Source organism: Aromatoleum aromaticum EbN1 (assembly GCF_000025965.1).
Lineage (GTDB): Bacteria > Pseudomonadota > Gammaproteobacteria > Burkholderiales > Rhodocyclaceae > Aromatoleum > Aromatoleum aromaticum.
The window spans coordinates 357,947-376,760 of the sequence record NC_006513.1; the positions used below are offsets into that span (position 1 = coordinate 357,947).

Sequence of the window (18,814 nt, forward strand, 5' to 3'; positions counted from 1 at the left end):
TTGCGCTGCCGCGGCGTTCAGACGCTGCTGCGGCGCAAGGCGTTGAGCAGGATCGCGATCGTGCTGCCGTTGTGCAGCATGGCCGTGGTGATCGGCGACAGCAGCCCGGCCGCCGCGGCGGCGAGAATCCCCGTGTTGAGTCCTACCGTCAGTCGATAGTTGGAACCGATGAGCGCCATCGTGCCGTTTGCAAGGGCCTTGGCGTCGGCCACACAGGCGATGTCGTCCTCGAGCAGCGCCACGTCGGCCGTGAGGCGCGCAATATCCGCCCCCTTTTGCATTGCAATGCCGACATGGGCACCGGCGAGCGCAGGAGCGTCGTTGATGCCGTCGCCGATAAAGGCGATGCGCGCGCCTTGCCGCGAAAGTTCTTCGACGATCCGCGCCTTGTCCTCCGGCAGCAGCTCGGCATGGCAGCCATCGAGCCCGAGGTGCTCCGCAAGTTCTTCGGCCCGCTCGCGGTGGTCCCCGGTGAGCATCAATATCCGCCTGGCGCCCAATTCGCGCAGCCGGAGAATGGTCGCCGCGCTGTTGGCGCGTACTTCGTCCTTCAGCGCCAGCACGCCGAGGAACCTGCCGCCGAAGCCGATGTAGAGCAGCGTCTTGCCTTCCTCGTAAAGTCGGTCGACGGTCTCGAGATGTGCCGAAATGTCGATCCCTTCGTCATCGGCGACGAAATGTCGCGAGCCGATGACGATGCGCTGGCCATCGATGACGCTCGCGACGCCGTGGGCGACGATGAACTGCACTTCCTGGTGATCGAAATGCTGCCCGTGTATCGCGCGCGCCGCGGTGACGACCGCATGTGCGAGTGGATGGACGTAGTGCTCCTCGACCGAAGCCGCGAGGCACAGCAGATCTTCCGCGGTGTAGGTGCTGTCGAACGCGATCGAGTCGGTCACGGCGAGCGTGCCTGCGGTCAGCGTGCCGGTCTTGTCGAAGATGAAGGTGTCGGCATCGGCGAGACGCTCGAGGGCGCTGCCCCCCTTGACGAGGATTCCGGCACGCCCCGCCCCGTACATCGCTGACTTGAAAGCGACCGGCGTCGCGAGCTTGAGCGCGCAGGAATAGTCGGCCTGCAGCACCGACGCGGCCCGACGCCAGTCGCCCGAAATAAAATACGTGGCACCCGCCAGCCCCAGCACGATCGGCACGAGACGGTCGGCGAGGCGCGCGGCGTCGAGTTGTGCCGCGCTTTTCGCCGTCAGCGACTGTTCGACGTAGTCGGCGATGCGTGCAGCGGCCGTGCGGCTGCCGACCTGTTCCGCATACACTCTCAGGCGGCCCTCTTCGACCAGCGTCCCGGAAAGAACTGCGTCGCCCCGCCCCTTCGCTACCGCGGCGCTCTCGCCCGTCATCGTCGCTTCATTGACGGTGGCTTCGCCTCCCAGCACAGTGCCGTCAACGGGAACGACAGCGCCGTCCGCGACGATCACCGTATCGCCGACCGCAACTTCACCGGCCGCAACCAACACTTCCTGCCCGCCGCGCTCGATCCAGATCTCGTCGCTTGCCGGACGCAAAAGGTGTTTGAGCAGATCGTCCGAACGCCGGGCGATGGAAATCTCGAGGTACTCCCCCAACGCCAGCATGAAAGTGGTCGTATTGGCGGCCGTATAGTCACCACGCGCGAGCGAGATCGATACCGCCATCGCCTCCAGCACATGCGACGAAATGCCGTTGGCGACGAGGTCCTCCAGCGCATGCCTGAGCAGGGGCGCGGCCGCCCCGAGCGTCACCGGAAGCTGCAGCGGCTGCGGCAGAAAACGCGTGACGGCCAGTGTCACGAGACTCGCCACCATCGGCGCCGGTCCGCCCTGCTCGACAACGGCCGATCCTCGTGCGGCCGGAATCGGCGCGGACAAGGCTGCGAGCGCCGTGCGCAAGGTCTCGAGTTCGACCTCCTTGTCGTCGAAATGCAGCACCAGCGAACGTGCCGCGCGATTGACTCGCGCTTCGAGCACGCCGGGGATGTTTTCGGCCGCCCGCTCGATCGTCCTGGCATCGGTCGGCGTGCCCTTCCGGCAGCGGTAGCGAAAGCGCGCGCGCCCGCGCGTGCGGTGGGCGAGTTCCAGCGTGCCGAACCACGAACCCGAAGTCATGCCTCGTCGCGGCGCTCCGCTTCTGCTTCGGCCTTGAGGTCGGCCATCTGCTCCTTCATCTCCTCGAAGCCGCCGACCACGTTCGAATAGAGCTTGATGCCGGTTTTCACCAGCTTGGCGCGCAGTTCTTCGTCACTGAGCACGTACGCGGCCGCGGCCCCGATTACCGCGCCCATCACGAACTGTTCGTACTGGCCCGACTTGAGCCGGCCGGGAAGCCCACGCAGGAAATCCTCGTCGACCAGTCCGGCGCCGAAACCGCCCGCATGATGGCCCTGCGCGCCGAAACCGCTGTAATGCGGGTGTTCACCCCAGGATCCGCCGGCGTAAGCCGCGGCCTTGTCGCGGTGCTTCGCCTTCTTATGCTTTTTCTTGCCCAAGAGCCTTCTCCTTGTTGTCTTTGCGCGCGGGTTTGCGCAACAGGTAATCGACGGCGACTACCGCGGCCGCGCCGCCGGTGACAGCCACTACGGTCGTCCGGTAATCGCGACGCTGCAGGGCGTCTGCTGCCGTCCCGCCTGCCGCGAGGGCGATTCCGCCTTGCAGTGCCTGACACAGGATGGCTTTGCCGGCATTCGGCGCCGTGGCGCTTGCCGCCCCACTCGGCAGCGCTGCAAGGAGGCCGGTGGCGACGAATCCGCGGACAAAATTCGCCGACGCGGGATCTGTGGCGGGGGCCGGATAGGGGCGCAGCCGCCGCTTCACGACTGGTCCTCGTCGGGCTTGTCGGCTTGCGCGCGTTGACCGGCGGACTCGGCCCTACCGGGTGCGGGTTTGCGCCGGCGGCGTGGAGCCGCCTTCGATTGCGGTGCTGCCTTGGACTCCGCCTGGTTTGGCGCCGCTTGCGCCTGGGCTGCCGTTTCGAGCGGCGGTTCGGCGTCTGTGGCGAGCTTCGCGCGCAAGTGGGCCGACGAATGTTCGATCGCGCTAAGACTCGACACGGTCGCCTCCCGCAGGCGCTCCTGGGCTTTGTCGAGCGTGGCGCGGGTCTTGCCCGCCTTGAACAGCCGGATGCCCAAGGCACCGGTCACCAGGCCGACGGCGAATGGAAGCAAGGGGTACATGTCATCCCTCCTTTTCTTGTTGACTGAGTTTGCGCTTGCCCTTGACGAACAGAACGCCTGCCCCACCCGCCACGAGCCCGGCGATCATCGCGGGGCGAGTGTTGCGCAGGAGCGGGCCGACGACGCCGATGGCGTGGTGCTGGCTCCCAAGCACGGCGAAGGTTTTCTCGAGAAAATCGGCGAATAGACCATGCTGGATATACGCCTGTTCGGGTGCGACGCCCTGCCGCGCATGAAGCGCTTCCTGCCGCAGCGCATCGGCCACGGCGCGTTGCAGCATCGGCAGATGACGTTCCAGCGCGCTCGCCTGCAAACGCTGGAAGGTCCGGCGCACTTGCGGCTCGGCGATTCCCGTCAGGAGCGATTCGTAAAGGCGCACCCGTCCGATCTCGCCCGCCACCGCCCGCTCGCAGTTGGCGCGCCAGTCGGGCGCCAACGCGGTTTCGAGAGGAAATGGATCGAGCGGGAGCGGCACGCCGAAGCGCCGTGCGAGCGTGGAAAGGGTCGCCGTATGCTTCTCTTCCGATTTAGCGAGATCGGCGAACGGAGCACGCGGCCCGAACGCCTCGACCATCTTCGTGTAAAAGGCCCGCGCCGCATAGGCGTCGTAGAGCGCAATGCGCAGCCCCTGCTGCAGCGACGCAAACGGCGCAGCGGGGTCGATTCGCCGGCTGCGCAGGATCGCTTCGTCGTAGTTACGCACCAAGCAGCTCCCGATGCTTGGTCACCAGTATGTCCAGCAGTGTTTCCGCCGCGCTCGAGCGCACGCCGCCCAGCAGATCCGGCCAGGCGGCGGAGGGAATCGTGCTCGTGTCGTATTCGATCGTGCAGGAGCGGGCCAGAATATTGAGCTTGACCGAATGCACGCCGGAGATGCTGTCGAGCGCACGCCCGAAGCGTTTTGCGTCGCCGATTGCCGCGAGCCGAGCCGAGTCCAGATCGCCCTCGAGCTTGAGCCGTATGCGCCCCGGGATGTGGTGCGCGATACGCAGGTAGCCGGTGAAGCGTTGCAGTTGATCGAATTCGTCCATGGGGGATTCCAACACGGTATTTCGAGCTATTTCAGCAAGTGGCGCCGGTGCACGGCCATGTGAATCGCAAGCAGCGCCGTGAACACGCCTCCGCTGGCCGCGTGCAGATGCTTGTTCCCCACCGCGGCCAGCGCAAGCGACGCACCGAGACTGCCGAGCATGCCGATCTTCGAGTAGGTGTTGAGCCGCCGCGCGATTGCACGCCTCGAACCGAGCTTCCAGCGCCCGGGGGAAGGCGGCTGCACCGCGTTCGGCGCGCCCCGCACAGTCTCCGGGACTCCTCTCAGCACCTTCCCGGCCGCGGTCGTCACCTGCGCTTCCATCGTCGCCCTGTCGATCCGGGCGGTGTCGTAGCGCATCAACAGGCTGCCGGCGTTGATGCTCCCTTCGACGGCCAGAGTCCCATCGAGCCCCTCCAGCAGCGCTTGCAGGCGAGCATGTCGATCGGGTTCACGCAATGCCCGGTTGCGAAGCCGCAGCCGGCCCGGTATCGAGGAAACGATGCAATTCATGCGAGTCAACTGTGTCGATATTTCGAACATTATGCTCGACTTTACCGCTCGATGCCCGGGGCGAAGGCGTTCCGGGGTGAAGGACAAACCGGGTCTGCCCGGGTGGCCCAGCGACCATATCGGGCGGTTGGCGCTTCGAGCGCCATCCGGCACCGATCCGCGACGCTGGAACCGAAAGACCTGAGCATCATTCCACGCCCTGGCCCAGCATCCTGCCGTTGACGACCATACCGTACAGGTTCACGCCGTCGTTCGCGTGGTACTTGTCGCGCGTCTTTTCGACCGACCCGTCGATCAGCCGCGGGTCCTGCGGCCGCTCGTGGCTGTTCATGAAAGCCGCGACGTGCCAGGCGTCCTCGTCCGACAGCGTGCCCCCCTTGCCCAGCGGCATGTTCTCCTTGATGAAAGCCGCGGCAGTGTTGATTCGGTGCATCCCGGCTCCCCAGTTGAACGAGTCGGGCCCCCACAGCGGCGGGAAGATGAAGTTTTCGCCCGATTTCTGGCCCTCGCCATCGGCGCCGTGACATATCGCGCACTGGTCGGCGTAGATCTGTCTGCCCTTCGCGAGATCGAAGCCGCCTGCCGGCGGCGGCACTTCCGGATAGGCACGGCCGGGCAGCTCCTGTCCGGTCGGCGCCCCCATCGCGAGCCAGTACGAATATGCAGTAAGCGCAGCGATGACGCGGCCTTCGGCTTCGGGCGCCTTGCCGTTCATGCTGAACTGGAAACAGCCTTGCAGGCGCTCGGTGTAGCTGTTAACCCTGTCGTTTTTCTTGCGATAAGCCGGGTACATCGTGTAGGCGGCCCACAGCGGCGCGGAGTTCGCCCTTCGCCCCTGTTCGAGGTGGCAGTTGCCGCAGCTGAGCCCGTTGCCGACGTACTCCGGCGCGCGGTTCTTCGTATCCACGAAGATCGCGCGCCCTTCCTGAACCAGCTTGCCAAAAGCGTTGTCCGGGATTTCCCTTTCCAACGGCGGCCTGAAATAGCGCTCGCTCGCGGGCGAACCCGGGCGGGTGAGAATCTGCGACTGGTCTTCCGCGATTTCGGCGCCGTGCGCCACGAAGGAGGCAAAGCCGAAGGCGCTGAGCAGCACCGCCGTGCACGAGGTTTTCATGTCTGCGCTCCTATTTCTTCAGGCCGGCGAAGTATTTCGACACGGCCTCGATCTCGTCGGCTGTCAGGCTGCGCCCGATATGCCCCATGAGATCGTTCGGATCGTTCTTGCGCGTGCCCTGTTGCCAAGCTGTCAGCTGAGCGGCGAGGTACTGCGCGGGCTGGCCGGCGAGCGGCGGAAAGGCATTGCCGACTCCGCGTCCACCCGGCGCGTGACAGGCCACGCATTCCGGGATGTTGCGATCCCACGCGCCGCGCAGCGCCAGCGTTTCTCCCGGCTCCTGCACCTCGGCCGCCTTGCCGACCGGCGGCACCTCGGGATAAGCCTTGGCGGCAAGCATCGCGGCCAGAGCGTCGATCTCTTCGCGCATCAGCGCCGAAGCAATCGGCTGCATGAGCGGATTCGCGCGAGCGCCGGAAGCAAAGTCGGCGAGCTGTTTCCTGATGTAGTCGGCGGGCAAGCCCGCGAGTCGCGGGAAGCCGCCCGCTTCCATACCCTCCCCCTGCGCGCCGTGGCAGGTTGCACATGCCACGGCAGCGGGATCCGCGCCGCCGCGGCTGTAAACGTCGGCTGGAGCCTGCGCGTGCACCGCACAAGCGAGGAAAAGCCCGACGATAGGCCCATATCTGAGAATCATGAACGCCTCCGCGCAGTTCCGATCGAGCCATGACGGCCGTCACTGCACCGACAACCGCTGCCACCGAAAAGTGCCCTTCCGCCGCAGCATAGCCGCGGCGGGCGGATCCTCCCAGCGGGGAAAGGCCAGTCGGGACGAATATGTCGGCCGCGGCGGACTCCATTATTCCGGGTCGCTGCAGCTCAGGCTGACGGTTGCGCTGCATCGAGCAGCATCCGCTCGACCATGATGACGAGTTCCTTGCGCCGCGCGGTCAGGCCGGGCAGGCACTTGCCGGGCGAGCCCAGCGGCTTCAATCCTGTTGCCCGTCGCCGCGCGGCCGTATGGCGAGTCGGTCGGCTACAATCTGCGCCTCGCGGCCGGTGCCCGGGTCGCAACTCAGATCCTTCCGACGCCGATGACAGAGATTCTTCCCCAATGGGCCCTTCCCTGGCTCGCCACCATCACCCTCGGCCTGCAGGTCTTTCTGATCTTCATCGGCGCGGGGGTGCTGCGCATGGTGGTGAAACGCCTGATCCGGCGGATCGGCGATCGTTACAGCCTGCCGGCGGAAATGGTCATCGGCGCACGCAGAGGGAGCACGTTCCTCATCTACTCCGGCGCCCTCCTGCTGACCCTCGATCGCCTCGGCGTATCGGCCACCGTCCTGTGGACCGCGCTGACGGGCTTCGCCGCCGTTGCAGCGGTGGCCTTCTTCGCCGCGTGGAGCGTGCTGTCCAACATCTTCTGCACCCTGCTGATCCTCACCGCCCGGCCGTTTCGCCTCTTCGATCAGATCGAGGTGCTGGAAAACGGCGAAAAACCCGGACTCAAAGGCCGCGTGATCGATATCAACCTGATCTACACGACATTGCAAGAAACCTCCGCCGAGCAGGTCGAAACGGTGCTGCGAGTGCCCAACAGCCTCTTCTTCCAGCGCACGATCCGCTGTTGGGGGCGGGAATCGGCATCGGGATGATCGGAGAGCGACGACGGCCTTGGCGATGTCGGCCGTGGTCGTCCTATCGTAGCCTTGCCATCGACCTGACCGGCGAGATGTCCGAGAACGCGCTCATCCTCCGCCCACCCTCGCATCAGCGTCCGTTACCTCCAGTTGCATTCCTTGTGAGTATGGAAATACGATAAGTAAGTTTGACCGGCCAACGAGGGAGCCATGGAATTCATTGATAAGCTGAAGGGACTTGCCGCGAAGATCCGCCAGCAAGCCAGCGCGATTCAAACAGAGGAGGCGACCAAGAACGCCTTCGTGATGCCCTTCATCAGTTCGGTACTCGGATACGACGTCTTCGACCCGACCGAAGTGATTCCCGAGTACGTGTGCGACGTGGGCACGAAGAAGGGCGAGAAGATCGACTATGCGATCCTGAAGAACGGCGAGATCCAGATACTTGTCGAGTGCAAGAAGATCGGCGAGCCGCTGAACATCGGTCATGCTGGACAACTGTTCCGGTACTTCCATGTAACGAGCGCGAGGATTTCGATTCTCACCAACGGGCAGGTTTACAAGTTCTTCACGGACCTCGACGCGCCCAACAAGATGGACGAGAAGCCGTTTCTTGAGCTAGACCTTCTCGACATCGATGAACACTCGGTCCCTGAACTTCTCAAGCTGACCAAGTCTGCCTTCGACGTCGAGTCGATTCTCAGTGCTGCGGGAGAGCTGAAGTACGTCAGCCAGATCAAGAAGCTCATCGGCTCCCAATTCACTACGCCGGAGGACGACTTCATTCGATTCGTTGCCGCCCGCGTGTACGAAGGTGCGATTACCCAGAAGGTGCGCGAACAGTTCGCCATCCTCACCCGGAAGGCCACCATTCAGTTCCTGAGCGATCAAGTGAACGAGCGGCTCAAGTCCGCCATCAGCACTGGTGCGGTGGCGGGCACACCGACTCAGACGCCGACCCCGGAAGAAACCAGCAAGGAACCCACGCCCAACGATGCGGACAAGGTCGCTACCACGCTGGAAGAACTCGAAGGGTTCCACATCGTCAAGGCGATTGTTCGCTCTGTGCTGGACGCGAAGCGAATCGTGATGCGCGACACGCAGAGTTACTGTGGGGTCTTGGTGGACGACAACAACCGGAAGCCGATCTGTCGGCTGCACTTCAACCGCAGCCAGAAGTACCTGGGGCTGTTCGATGAAGCGAAGAACGAGACTCGGCACCCAGTAAGCTGCCTCGACGACATCTACCAATTTTCCGAGCAGTTGAAGACCGCAGCCAGCATTTACGCATAGCCGAGGGAGGGGGGCATAAATCGCAGGCCCCCGTACTACCGCTGCACGCCCGGAATAACGCACCAGAACATCCCGTACCCACCAGGGCGAACTTGGACGCGACCGAAAGGGTGCAAGTAAAACTGACAACCTCTCTCGCTATCCCGCGCCCGTCATTCGTCGTGGATCACTCGATGGACTTGAATGATTGCCGGTACGTACTTCTTCCCCGACGGCGGTCTCTTGTAGTGGACCGTCACATCGGCCCGAACTTGAAACCGACCAGCAACATCGCGTGGTGAAACTCCGTCGTCAAGCTCCATCCGGACGCGGCGGTCCACCCGCCCGGGAATGAGAGCAGCCCAGCCCCGGGTGGGGTGATCCAAGTTGGTGGCTCGAATTTGCAGATCGACATCGAGGAGGCGTTCGCTGGTTTCATCCGGCTCAACCTCCAGCATGGCGGGAGTCGCCTTGATGGCTTCGGGCGAAATTTGCAGCGCATCGTTACCATCGAATCGGAGACTAGCAGCGTGTCGGACTTGAGCACCGCCGGCGCTGTATCCGGGGGCTTGATTTCACAATGTGAGAAACGGTCGGCATTTCAGGTTCCAATCAGCGGTTTCCTGTCCGAAATCGCAATGCCCCTGTCCTTTTTTCTCACTGCGGACGCAATACGGCCATGCGCTTCAAGTTCCACGCCAAGCACACCAGGGTCCACTCGGCGCGCACGTTGTCGAGCCCGCGCAGCAGGAACTGGCGAAATCCCATCACCGACTTGATGATGCCGAACACCGGTTCCACGGTCTGTTTCCGGAGCGCGTAGGCGGCGCGGCCGGCCCGGGTCTTGAGGGCGTGCTTCATCTGTTCGACGGGGCTGGCGGGCTGCTCGAGCGGGGCGGGCTCTTCGAAGCGGCGGCGCCAATCCGGATGGTGCTCGTCGCGCCCGACCGCGATCAGCGGTTCGATCCCGGCGGCCTGGCAGCGCTCGACGTTGCGCTCGCTGAAGAAACCGGTGTCGGCCAGCAGTTGGTCGGGCTGATTGAGCCCTTCGGGCAGGGCCGCGATGCGGGCCAGCATCGGCTCGACCTGCTCCTTGTCGTTGCCCGCCTGGGTGAGGTGGGGCACCATCACCAGCATCGACTCCGTATCGACCAGCGCCTGCGCGTTGTAGCACTGCTCGAAGCCGCCGCCGGTCACTTTCATGATGCGCGAGTCTTCGTCGGTCAGATTGAGCTGGTCGTCCGCGCGCGGACCGGGGGCAGGCGGGGTCGGCGGCTTGCCGCCGGGCTTCTTGCCGGTGGCCGCCGCCTTGGCCTGACGCTTGGCCAGCTTGGCATCAAACTCGGCCTGTTCGCGCTCGAAGCGCTCCTTGGCGCGCGCTTCGATCTTGGCCTTGGCGGCCGCGATGGCGGCCAGCCGGTCTTCTCGGCGCTGGATCTCCGCGGGCAGATCCACGCCCTCGGGCACGCAGCTCCGATCGGCCGCTTCGGCCAGCGCGAGCATCTCCTGCACTTCGGCCTTGAGCTGGGCCTCGATCTTCTCGGCGTGCCCATACGAGAGCGCGCTGTGTCGGCTGGCGTTGGCGTGGATCTTGGTACCGTCCAGGCTCACGGTGCCAAAGCGCGAGAGCTGGTTCTCGCGGGCGACTTGCAGCACCTGCACGAAGGCATCGGCGAACTGATCGCCGAAACGGCGGCGGAACGTCGCCAGCGTGTCGTGGTCCGGATGCTGGTCGCACGCGATGAAGCGGAAGGCCAGCGAGTCGTACGTGGCCCGCTCGATCTTGCGGCTCGAATGGGTTCCCGTCGCGTAGCCGTAGATCAGCAGCGACAGCAGCAGCGCCGGGTGGTAGGCATCGCTACCGCGACCCGCGTAGGCGCGCTCCAATGCCGACAGGTCCAGCCCTTCCACCACATCGACCACGTAGCGCGCCAAGTGCGATTCGGGCAGCCAGTCCTGCACCGACGGTGGTAGCAGGTAGTCCGTTTGGCGATCGATCGGGCGGAAGCGGCTCATGCTCTCGGGTTCCAGGGGCGACGCGTCATTTTACAGGGGATAGTCCGACACGCTGCTAGCTTCGGGGTCAAGCCTCGCGGGTTTCAGCACGAGAGCCGTAGCCGACGCGAGTTCCTTCCTGCTCGACACGGCGGCCTCCACGACCGATTTGAACTGCTCGGGTGAAAGACTCGTTTCGCCCGCGCCGATGGTCATGATCACGTTGTTTGTTGCGGTGATCGTCGTTGTGTTGCCGCCCGCCGGGGCTGCAAGGAAGTGCATACCCAGACCAACGAGAGCAGCCACAACGGCACCTATCAGTACGACTTGACCCACGCCAGGCTTCCTCACGACGTTTTCACGTACCCATTCGACAAACCGCTCGAGCTCGTCTTCGTTCCGAAATACGAGGCGGATGCCCAGCTTCTCAAGCAACGACCCCGATTCGAGTGCGCATTCCGACGAACGTGACCGCCTGCACCGACGAACGTGACCGGGGGGTCTGCGCGCGAAGCGTGGTGTTCAGATTCTAACCGCGTCGGTCACGATCACGGTCAATTCGAGGCACGGCGCAGGCTTATCCACAGGCGGCCGCCAGCGCGCCTCATACGCTGGCGGGCGGGCGCCTGTGGGTAAGGCGTCTCGCGCGCACGGCCTCATGCCTTTTCCTTTCTTCTCATCGACTCGCCCTTGAGGGCGAGCTTGTGCGCGGCGTGCACGACGCGATCGAGGATCGCATCGGCGAAGGTCGGGTCGCCCAGGTAGGTGTGCCAGTGCTCGATCGGCAGCTGGCTGGTGATCACGGTCGAACGCGTGCCGACGCGGTCGTCGAGCAGCTCCAGCAGGTCGCTTCGCTCCTGCGCCGACGGCGCGGCCAGGCCCCAATCGTCGATGACGATGAGATCCATGCGCGCGAGCTGCATGAGGCGTCGGCTGAAGCTGCCGTCGGCATGCGCGATGCGCAGCTCTTCGAAGAGCCGCGGCAGACGCACGTAATAGGCCGCGAGGCCCTGCCGGCACGCGGCATTGGCGAGCGCGCAGGCGAGCCAGGTCTTGCCGCTGCCGGTGGGCCCGGTGATGAGGCAGTTCTGGTGATGGCGAATCCACTGGCCGGTTCCGAGCGCGGCGATCTGACTGCGCTCGAGGCCGCGCCCGGCGCGGTAGTCGACGTCCTCCAGGCAGGCGGCAGCGGCTTTGATGCGGGCGGCCTTGAGCAGCCGATCGATGCGTTTGCCGTCGCGCAGCAGGATCTCGCGATCGATGAGCTGGGCGAAACGCTCCTCGAAGCTGAGCGCGGTGATGGCGGGCTGGGTGAGCTGCTCCTCGAAGGCGCGGGCCATGCCTTCCAGGCGCAGGGTGCGCAGTTGTTGCAGGCTGTGTTGCATCAGCATCGATGTTCTCCGGTGGGTGGAATCAGTGGTAGTAGCGCGCACCGCGCAGGTTCTCGTGAGCGGCCGGTAGCGCGAGCTCGCTTTGCTGCGCAGTGGATGCGGGGAGCGGTGCGCGGTCGAGCCCGCTCTTGAGGATCGAGGCGACGTTGCGGTAACGCATCGCCCCGAGGGTGACGGCGCGGGTCGCCGCGGCTTCGAGCCGTTCGTTGCCGTATTGGCGACCGAGGCGCATCAGCCCGAGGCACGCCCGGTAGCCCTGCTCGGGGTGCGGCATGCGTTCGAGTTGGTGGCTGACCACCTGCTCGGTGTGCGGGCCGACGGTGGCGCCCCAGGCGATGAGTTTGCCGGGCGACCACTGGCGATGCGCCTGATGGGATGCGGGCATGTGTTCGGTGAGCGTGGAGTAGACGCCGGGCCGGTGGCTTCTCGCATGCACCGCGACGCGACGGCCCGCGGCAAAGCATTCGATGCTGCTCGCGGTGATGCGCAACTCCACCGCTTGGCCGGCGAGCGCATACGGCACGCTGTAGTAATGCCCGTCGAACTCGACGTGGTAATCGATATTGGGCTTGGCCCGTTTCCACTGGGCGAACTGGAACGCGGTGGCGGGCAACGGGCGCAGCGCCGGCCGATCGAGCGTCTCGAACGCTTCGTGGCGCGAGCCTGGCAGGCGCCGGAAGGCACGCGTGTTCAGCGGCTCGAGTAACGCGGCGATCGCCTCGTTCAACTCCCCCAGCGAGAAGAAACGCTGATGCCGCAGCCGCGCCAGAATCCAGCGCTGCACGATCTGCACGCCGACTTCGACCTTGGCCTTGTCCTGCGGCTTGTAGGGGCGCGCGGGCAGGATCGCCACGCCGTAGTGCGCGGCGAACTCGGCGGTGGTGCGCTGCAGTTGCGGCTCGTAGCGGTCGGCCTGCCCGACGAGCGAGCGCGTATTGTCGGGCACCACGAGCTCGGGCACGCCGCCGATGAAGGCCAGCGCCCGGGCGAGCGAGCCCAGCCAGTCGGCCTGCGACTGCGTCGCCGTGGCGCAGGCGAACGTATAGCTCGAGGCGCCGAGCACCGCGACGAAGATCTGCGCGCGCGAAATCTCGCCCGTGTCGGCGTCGACGATCGGCACCGTGTCGCCCGCGTAATCGATGAAGAGTTTCTCGCCGGCGCGGTGCACCTGGCGCATCGAGCGCTTGAGCGTGCGGGCGAACGCGCGGTACAGGTCGCAAAAGCGCGAGTACTGATAGCTCGGCCCGTCGGCCGTCTGCACGTACTCTTCCCACAGCAGCGCCAGCGTGACGTTCTTTCGCTTGAGCCCCTGATGCACCGCCGCCAGATCCGGCGGCACATTCGCGACGCTCGCGCCACGTCCACGCCGGGCGACCCCCAGCACCCGGCGCAACTCGGCCTCGTCGGCCGCCGACAACTCGGCCCACGGCCGGCCGCACTCCTCGGCCGCCTTCACATACTTGGCGACCACTCCTTTGGAAATCGACAGCGCGCGGGCAATGCGCTCGTGCGACAGCGCGCAGTCGTATTTGAGCCGCAACAGCTCCCTGATCTTGTGCATGGCAATCCGCTCCGCCGGCATCCTCGGTCTCCGCGCAAAGCGCGCGAGGGTAGCCGGCCTGACAAACGACGTTGCCACGCTTGGCCTCACAAACCCGTTCCGATTTGATCGTGACCATTGATTCCGACATCGTGACCGCCCATTCCGACAACTCGCCGAAATCGGTCACGATCAAATCGGAATCCGCGGTCACGACCGCGGATTCACCGGTCACACTATTTCGGAATCAGCGGTCACGTTGGGTCGGAATCCGCATTCGAGCTGTTCTACAATTACTTCAGCGTGGTCGATCGGGACGCCCGTAATAGCATGGAGCGCCTTCGGGCACATCTTAACGATGCGCTCGATGCCGAGGAGGGACTCGACGATCTCTTTGATCGGCACCGGCTCACGGTTGGAGAAGAAGATCTCGTGAGTCGTGGTGAAGACAAACTGGTCTGACAAGGCGATCGTTCCTTATAGCCGGTTTCGCCCTTCACCTGGTGGCCGCGTCGCGTGTGACCACAGCGGGAGGATCAGGTCGGCTAAACGCTTTTTCTTTGATGGGCCGGTTGATGGGTGCAAGAAAAAAGCGGCCCGGAGGCCGCTTGTTTCTTCATCGATTGGCGGAGAGTGAGGGATTCGAACCCTCGATGCGAGTTTTAGCCCGCATGCTCCCTTAGCAGGGGAGTGCCTTCGACCTCTCGGCCAACTCTCCAACCTTTAGAGGCCGTGATCATAACGATTCTGCGGCCACCGGTCAAACTTCGGCAGCAATTCAGGCGGATTCGAGACCGAAAGCCTTGTGCAGCACGCGCACGGCGAGTTCGAGATACTTATCCTCGATCACCACTGAGATCTTGATCTCGGACGTCGAAATCATCTGGATGTTGATGCCCTCTTCGGCGAGCGTGCGGAACATTTTCGATGCGACACCCGGATGCGAGCGCATCCCGACGCCGACAACCGACACCTTCGCCATCGCCTTGTCGGCCTCGATCGCCCGCGCACCGATGTGCGCCTTGACGCCCTCGAGGACCTTCGCCGTCTTGTCGAGCTCGCCGCGCGGAATCGTGAACGAGAAGTCCGTCGTGCCGTCATGGCCGATATTCTGGATGATCATGTCGACGTCGATGTTGGCGTCGGCGACCGGCCCGAGGATCTGATAAGCGATGCCGGGCTTGTCGGGCACGCCGAGTACCGTGAGCTTGGCCTCGTCGCGCGTGAAGGCGATGCCGGAGATGACGGGTTGTTCCATGTTCTGATCTTCCTCAACTGTGATGAGCGTGCCCTCACCTTCCTCCTGGAAGCTCGACAGGACGCGCAACTTGACCTTGTACTTGCCGGCGAATTCGACTGAGCGGATCTGCAGGACCTTCGAGCCGAGGCTCGCGAGTTCGAGCATTTCCTCGAAGGTGATCGTATCGAGCTTGCGGGCTTCCGGGACGACGCGCGGGTCGGTCGTATAGACGCCGTCGACGTCGGTGTAGATCTGGCATTCGTCGGCCTTCAGCGCCGCAGCGAGCGCCACGCCGGTGGTATCCGAACCGCCTCGGCCGAGCGTGGTGATGTTGCCGTGCTCATCCACGCCCTGGAAGCCCGCGACGACGACGATATTGCCTTCGTCCAGGTCCTTCTTGATCGGGGCTTCGTCGATATTGAGGATCCGCGCCTTGGTATGGGCGCTGTCGGTGAGGATGCGGACCTGGCCACCGGTATAGCTCTTCGCCTTGACGCCGATGTCGTGCAGGGCCATGCACAGCAGCCCGATCGTGACCTGCTCGCCGGTCGATACGACGACGTCGAGTTCGCGGGCATCGGGGTGCGTCGCGACCTCCTTGGTCAGCGCGATCAGACGGTTCGTCTCGCCGCTCATCGCCGACACCACCACCACGACCTTGTGCCCCTGCGCCTGGAACTTCGCCACTTTGCGGGCGACGTTCTTGATGCGCTCCGGGTTACCCACCGAAGTGCCGCCGTATTTCTGAACTATCAGTGCCATCGTCGTATCCAAGTGCCTGTGGATAAAGGGAGGAATTCTATCGAATGCGGCGAAAATTTGCAGGCCGGCGTCGTGCCCCCTCCCGATCGCACGATTTATTTATTTTGACTAGGTTAGGATGCGCCGGCTTTTTTCATTGTATGTGGAAAGAATAGTGATCTATACTTCGGCCATCCTACAACTTAAGTCGTAGGAACTCGGCTACGTACCGCGTTGTCTTATAAGCGGGCTGGATACCCTACAGAGGATGTGAGCATGAAAAACACCGACACCATCGACGTTCGCGAGATCCGGCGCAAGCTGGGTCTGAACCAATCGCAGTTCTGGTCGAAAATCGGGGTCACGCAGAGCGGCGGCTCGCGCTACGAGAGCGGACGCAACATTCCGCGCCCCGTGCAGGCCCTGCTGCGCCTCGTGCATATCGAGCAGATCGACATCAACAAGGTCAAGAAGGAAGACGTGGAAGTCGCGGAATTCCTGAAGACTTCGAACCCCGAGCTGTACAAGTCGCTAAAGAAGGAAGCGCGTGCCAAGCGCAAGGAACGCACGACGCGCTGACCCGGTTGTCACTTCCCGCCGCGGATCAGGGGCTGATGCGAACCATCAGCCCTTTTTTTCGCACCTTCGCTGCAATCGCCTCGAGCTCGACCTCATCGAGCGGCGCCAGATGCACGGCCTCGGGCTGCATCGACGGCCGCGCGATTCCATATAGCAGCACGCCGGCAATGCGCTCAGGCCCTGCACGCATAAGCAACTCGATATAAGCATCGATATCTTCACCGGGCGGTGAGGCGCCATCCCAGCGGAACATGCAGGTCTGGACCCACGTTGTGCAAAGGCCCGCGCTGACTGTGAGGTTGCGCGCCACGACGTCGGGATCGAGCGACACGCCGTTGATGCGTTCGATCGACGCCTGCGTTCCCGCATCGACCTTGAACCAGACTTCTCCGCCTGCCTCGCCGAGACGCCTTAGCCCTTCTCTCACCCTCGCCTGTCCGATCAGACTGCCGTTCGTGATCAGGCGCAGCGGCACCTCGCGACCGAGGCCGACGGCGTCGCGCAACCGCACGACGAGCGACACCACTTCCGGGAACGCGGCCGCGCTGGTCGGCTCGCCGTTGCCGGAGAATGCGATGTCGCGCACGACGCGCAAGCCTTCCGGGACATGGCGCTCGAGGTAATCGCCTTCGACCAGCGCATGGAGGAAATCCGACAGTTCGGCTTCGAGCAGCGACAGGTCGATCTCGGGCGCCCGGCCCCGCACGAGACCAGGCACCTGGCAATACGCGCAGTGCCAGTTGCAGGCGTTGTTCGGATTGAGATTGATGCCGACCGAGACTCCGCCCGCGCGCCGGGACAGCACCGGGTAAACATAGGTCAGCCCCGCCAGGTCGCGGTCGTGGTTGCGTATGGAAAGGGTCTGGTCGCGTGCAGTCATGGGTCGAAGCCGGTAAATGAAAAGGTGCCCGAAGGGCACGCCGGGAAGAGCATCGGGAAGCAGCTATAATTCGAGCCTGTTTTCCCCCGGATCAATCATGCGCATCACTCGCCGACTGGAATTCGACGCCGGGCACCGGATTCCCGATCATGCCAGCCAGTGCCGTCACCTGCACGGTCATCGCTACGCGATCGAGATCACGCTGTCGGGCGATATCATTGACGCCGCCGGCGAGGCCGTCAACGGCATGGTGATGGATTTCGGCGACATCAAGCTGATCGCCAGGACGCACGTCATCGATCGCTGGGATCACGCGTTCCTCGTGTACCGCGGCGACAGCGCTGTCGTCGATTTCCTGGCGACGATGCCGGCTCACAAGACAGTCGTGCTCGACACCGTACCGACCGCTGAAAACCTCGCCAGCGAAGCGTTCCGCATCCTCGACTCGTGCTATCGCGACCTCTACGGCAATCACCTGCGACTCGAACGCGTCCGCCTTTACGAAACCCCCAATTGCTGGGCCGACGCACTGCGCCCCGGGGAGTGAGCCCTTTCCGGCTCCCGTGACGTTTGGCCGGCGGGCGTGCGGGCCAGCGGAAATCAGGCGGTATACTGGCGCAAGCGGAACGAAAACTCCTGCAATTGCGCGATGCCGCTCTGCTCGGCGCGCGCGATCCAGTCGTGCAACTGCTTGAGCAGCTGCTCGCGGGAAGCTGTCGAACGCCCCCAGATCGCGACGAGGTCCCGTCGCATCGACGCAATCGTCGATAGCGCGGCGCTGTCGACGATCACGAGCTCGAGCGTGCGCCGGTCGTCCGGCGCGAGATTCCTGTCCTCTCCCGACAGCACCCAGCGGCGCAGCGCGCGCGGGTTGAAGCTCCTGCCGTGGGTCGCGGCGAGCCGCTCGATCTCGTCGCCGCAGAGGCGCTTGAGCGACGCGACATAGCGCGTCATCACGTCGTAGCGGTGGGTGATGATCGCCTGCAGCGTGTCGAGGTCGGGAACATTCTTGGCCTCGCCGAACTTCGGCGACGGAATGACTTTCCGCACTTTAGCGAGGCCGAGCAACGCGAGCATGCGGATATACATCCAGCCGATGTCGAACTCGTACCACTTCGCCGAAAGCTTGGCCGAAGTCGCGAAGCTGTGATGATTGTTGTGCAGCTCCTCGCCGCCGATGAGGATGCCCCACGGCACGAGATTCGTCGCCGCGTCGCTGCAATCGAAGTTGCGATAGCCGATGTAATGCCCCAGTCCATTGACGACGCCAGCCGCCCAGATCGGGATCCACATCATCTGCACCGCCCAGATCGTCAGCCCGAGCGGGCCGAACAGCACGAGGTCCGTGATCAGCATGATCGAGATGCCGACGATCGAATGCCGGTAGATATGGCGCTCCAGCCAGTCGTCCGGTGTGCCGTGGCCGTAGCGTGCGAGGGTTTCCTTGTTGCCCGCTTCGGCGCGGTAGAGTTCCGCGCCCTCGAACAGGACCTTGCGAATCCCCAGCACTTGCGGGCTGTGCGGATCGTCGGCGGTTTCACACTTGGCGTGGTGCTTGCGGTGCACCGCAGCCCATTCCTTCGTCACCATGCCCGTCGTGAGCCACAGCCAGGCGCGAAAGAAATGACTCGCGATCGGGTGCAGTTCGAGCGCGCGGTGGGCCTGATGCCGGTGCAGGAAGATCGTCACCGAGGCAATGGTCACGTGAGTGAGTCCCAGCGCGACGAGAATGTAACCCCACCACGGAAGATCGATAAGTCCTGCAAGCATATG

General features: G+C 64.1%; 22 protein-coding genes and 1 tRNA gene. 4 read left to right on the forward strand and 19 right to left on the reverse strand.

Features of this window, described 5'->3' with window-relative positions:
• Positions 1-17: 17 nt before the first annotated feature.
• The 9 genes from EBN1_RS01615 to EBN1_RS01655 form a co-directional block, all read right to left on the reverse strand.
• Positions 18-2,102: a heavy metal translocating P-type ATPase gene (locus tag EBN1_RS01615; RefSeq protein ID WP_011236174.1), complete on the reverse strand. Its 2,085-nt coding sequence runs from the start codon at positions 2,100-2,102 to the stop codon at positions 18-20.
• A complete protein-coding gene (locus EBN1_RS01620; protein ID WP_041645511.1) occupies positions 2,099-2,482 on the reverse strand; it encodes a YtxH domain-containing protein in 384 nt (127 codons plus the stop codon). Before EBN1_RS01620 ends, EBN1_RS01615 begins: the two co-directional genes overlap by 4 nt.
• The gene (locus EBN1_RS01625) at positions 2,463-2,807 is read right to left on the reverse strand and encodes a hypothetical protein (protein WP_049780146.1); all 345 of its coding nucleotides are present in this window, start codon (positions 2,805-2,807) and stop codon (positions 2,463-2,465) included. The genes EBN1_RS01620 and EBN1_RS01625 overlap by 20 nt, the downstream gene beginning before the upstream one ends.
• Complete coding sequence (locus EBN1_RS01630; RefSeq protein ID WP_041645513.1) at positions 2,804-3,166, reverse strand: hypothetical protein; 363 nt, start codon at positions 3,164-3,166, stop codon at positions 2,804-2,806. Before EBN1_RS01630 ends, EBN1_RS01625 begins: the two co-directional genes overlap by 4 nt.
• Position 3,167: 1 nt before the next feature.
• Positions 3,168-3,869, reverse strand: a complete 702-nt coding sequence (locus EBN1_RS01635; RefSeq protein WP_011236176.1) for a ferritin-like domain-containing protein — start codon at positions 3,867-3,869, stop codon at positions 3,168-3,170.
• Complete coding sequence (locus EBN1_RS01640; protein ID WP_011236177.1) at positions 3,862-4,197, reverse strand: HMA2 domain-containing protein; 336 nt, start codon at positions 4,195-4,197, stop codon at positions 3,862-3,864. Before EBN1_RS01640 ends, EBN1_RS01635 begins: the two co-directional genes overlap by 8 nt.
• A gap of 26 nt (positions 4,198-4,223) precedes the next feature.
• Positions 4,224-4,739 (reverse strand): HMA2 domain-containing protein, encoded by a 516-nt coding sequence (locus EBN1_RS01645; RefSeq protein WP_011236178.1) that lies wholly within the window; start codon positions 4,737-4,739, stop codon positions 4,224-4,226.
• A gap of 157 nt (positions 4,740-4,896) precedes the next feature.
• Positions 4,897-5,823, reverse strand: a complete 927-nt coding sequence (locus EBN1_RS01650; RefSeq protein ID WP_011236179.1) for a c-type cytochrome — start codon at positions 5,821-5,823, stop codon at positions 4,897-4,899.
• Positions 5,824-5,833: 10 nt separating this feature from the next.
• The gene (locus tag EBN1_RS01655) at positions 5,834-6,460 is read right to left on the reverse strand and encodes a c-type cytochrome (protein ID WP_011236180.1); all 627 of its coding nucleotides are present in this window, start codon (positions 6,458-6,460) and stop codon (positions 5,834-5,836) included.
• A gap of 301 nt (positions 6,461-6,761) precedes the next feature.
• On the opposite strand from EBN1_RS01655, the gene EBN1_RS01660 reads away from it, so the two are divergent.
• Positions 6,762-7,418 (forward strand): mechanosensitive ion channel family protein, encoded by a 657-nt coding sequence (locus EBN1_RS01660; protein ID WP_241762789.1) that lies wholly within the window; start codon positions 6,762-6,764, stop codon positions 7,416-7,418.
• 195 nt (positions 7,419-7,613) lie between these two features.
• Positions 7,614-8,696, forward strand: coding sequence for a type I restriction endonuclease (locus EBN1_RS01665; RefSeq protein WP_011236182.1), 1,083 nt, complete (start codon positions 7,614-7,616; stop codon positions 8,694-8,696).
• A 152-nt stretch (positions 8,697-8,848) separates the two neighbouring features.
• Here the strand turns inward: EBN1_RS01665 and EBN1_RS01670 are convergent, their stop codons facing one another.
• From EBN1_RS01670 to EBN1_RS01705, 8 genes are all read right to left on the reverse strand, one after another.
• Positions 8,849-9,133 carry a hypothetical protein gene (locus tag EBN1_RS01670; protein ID WP_049780147.1) on the reverse strand — a complete coding sequence of 95 codons (285 nt, stop codon included), beginning with the start codon at positions 9,131-9,133 and terminating at the stop codon, positions 8,849-8,851.
• Positions 9,134-9,332: 199 nt separating this feature from the next.
• A complete protein-coding gene (locus EBN1_RS01675) occupies positions 9,333-10,691 on the reverse strand; it encodes an IS1182-like element ISAzo1 family transposase (RefSeq protein WP_011236184.1) in 1,359 nt (452 codons plus the stop codon).
• 30 nt (positions 10,692-10,721) lie between these two features.
• On the reverse strand, positions 10,722-11,105 hold the full coding sequence (locus EBN1_RS01680; RefSeq protein WP_049780149.1) for a hypothetical protein: 384 nt from the start codon (positions 11,103-11,105) through the stop codon (positions 10,722-10,724).
• A 221-nt stretch (positions 11,106-11,326) separates the two neighbouring features.
• Positions 11,327-12,061, reverse strand: coding sequence for an IS21-like element ISAzo4 family helper ATPase IstB (gene istB / locus EBN1_RS01685; RefSeq protein ID WP_011236010.1), 735 nt, complete (start codon positions 12,059-12,061; stop codon positions 11,327-11,329).
• A gap of 22 nt (positions 12,062-12,083) precedes the next feature.
• Positions 12,084-13,643 (reverse strand): IS21-like element ISAzo4 family transposase, encoded by a 1,560-nt coding sequence (gene istA / locus EBN1_RS01690; protein ID WP_011236187.1) that lies wholly within the window; start codon positions 13,641-13,643, stop codon positions 12,084-12,086.
• Positions 13,644-13,832: 189 nt separating this feature from the next.
• On the reverse strand, positions 13,833-14,066 hold the full coding sequence (locus tag EBN1_RS01695) for a hypothetical protein (RefSeq protein WP_041645515.1): 234 nt from the start codon (positions 14,064-14,066) through the stop codon (positions 13,833-13,835).
• Positions 14,067-14,225: 159 nt separating this feature from the next.
• Positions 14,226-14,319, reverse strand: a tRNA-Ser gene (locus tag EBN1_RS01700).
• 60 nt (positions 14,320-14,379) lie between these two features.
• Positions 14,380-15,603 carry an aspartate kinase gene (locus EBN1_RS01705; RefSeq protein ID WP_011236188.1) on the reverse strand — a complete coding sequence of 408 codons (1,224 nt, stop codon included), beginning with the start codon at positions 15,601-15,603 and terminating at the stop codon, positions 14,380-14,382.
• Between the two features lie 255 nt (positions 15,604-15,858).
• On the opposite strand from EBN1_RS01705, the gene EBN1_RS01710 reads away from it, so the two are divergent.
• Positions 15,859-16,161 (forward strand): helix-turn-helix domain-containing protein, encoded by a 303-nt coding sequence (locus EBN1_RS01710; RefSeq protein ID WP_011236189.1) that lies wholly within the window; start codon positions 15,859-15,861, stop codon positions 16,159-16,161.
• A gap of 25 nt (positions 16,162-16,186) precedes the next feature.
• On the opposite strand, the gene EBN1_RS01715 is transcribed toward EBN1_RS01710, so the two are convergent.
• Positions 16,187-17,041, reverse strand: a complete 855-nt coding sequence (locus EBN1_RS01715; RefSeq protein ID WP_011236190.1) for a radical SAM protein — start codon at positions 17,039-17,041, stop codon at positions 16,187-16,189.
• A gap of 97 nt (positions 17,042-17,138) precedes the next feature.
• On the opposite strand from EBN1_RS01715, the gene queD reads away from it, so the two are divergent.
• Positions 17,139-17,588: a 6-carboxytetrahydropterin synthase QueD gene (gene queD, locus EBN1_RS01720; RefSeq protein ID WP_011236191.1), complete on the forward strand. Its 450-nt coding sequence runs from the start codon at positions 17,139-17,141 to the stop codon at positions 17,586-17,588.
• 53 nt (positions 17,589-17,641) lie between these two features.
• On the opposite strand, the gene EBN1_RS01725 is transcribed toward queD, so the two are convergent.
• Entirely contained in the window at positions 17,642-18,811 is a 1,170-nt protein-coding gene (locus EBN1_RS01725; protein WP_011236192.1) for a DesA family fatty acid desaturase, read from the reverse strand.
• Between the last annotated feature and the right edge of the window lie 3 nt (positions 18,812-18,814).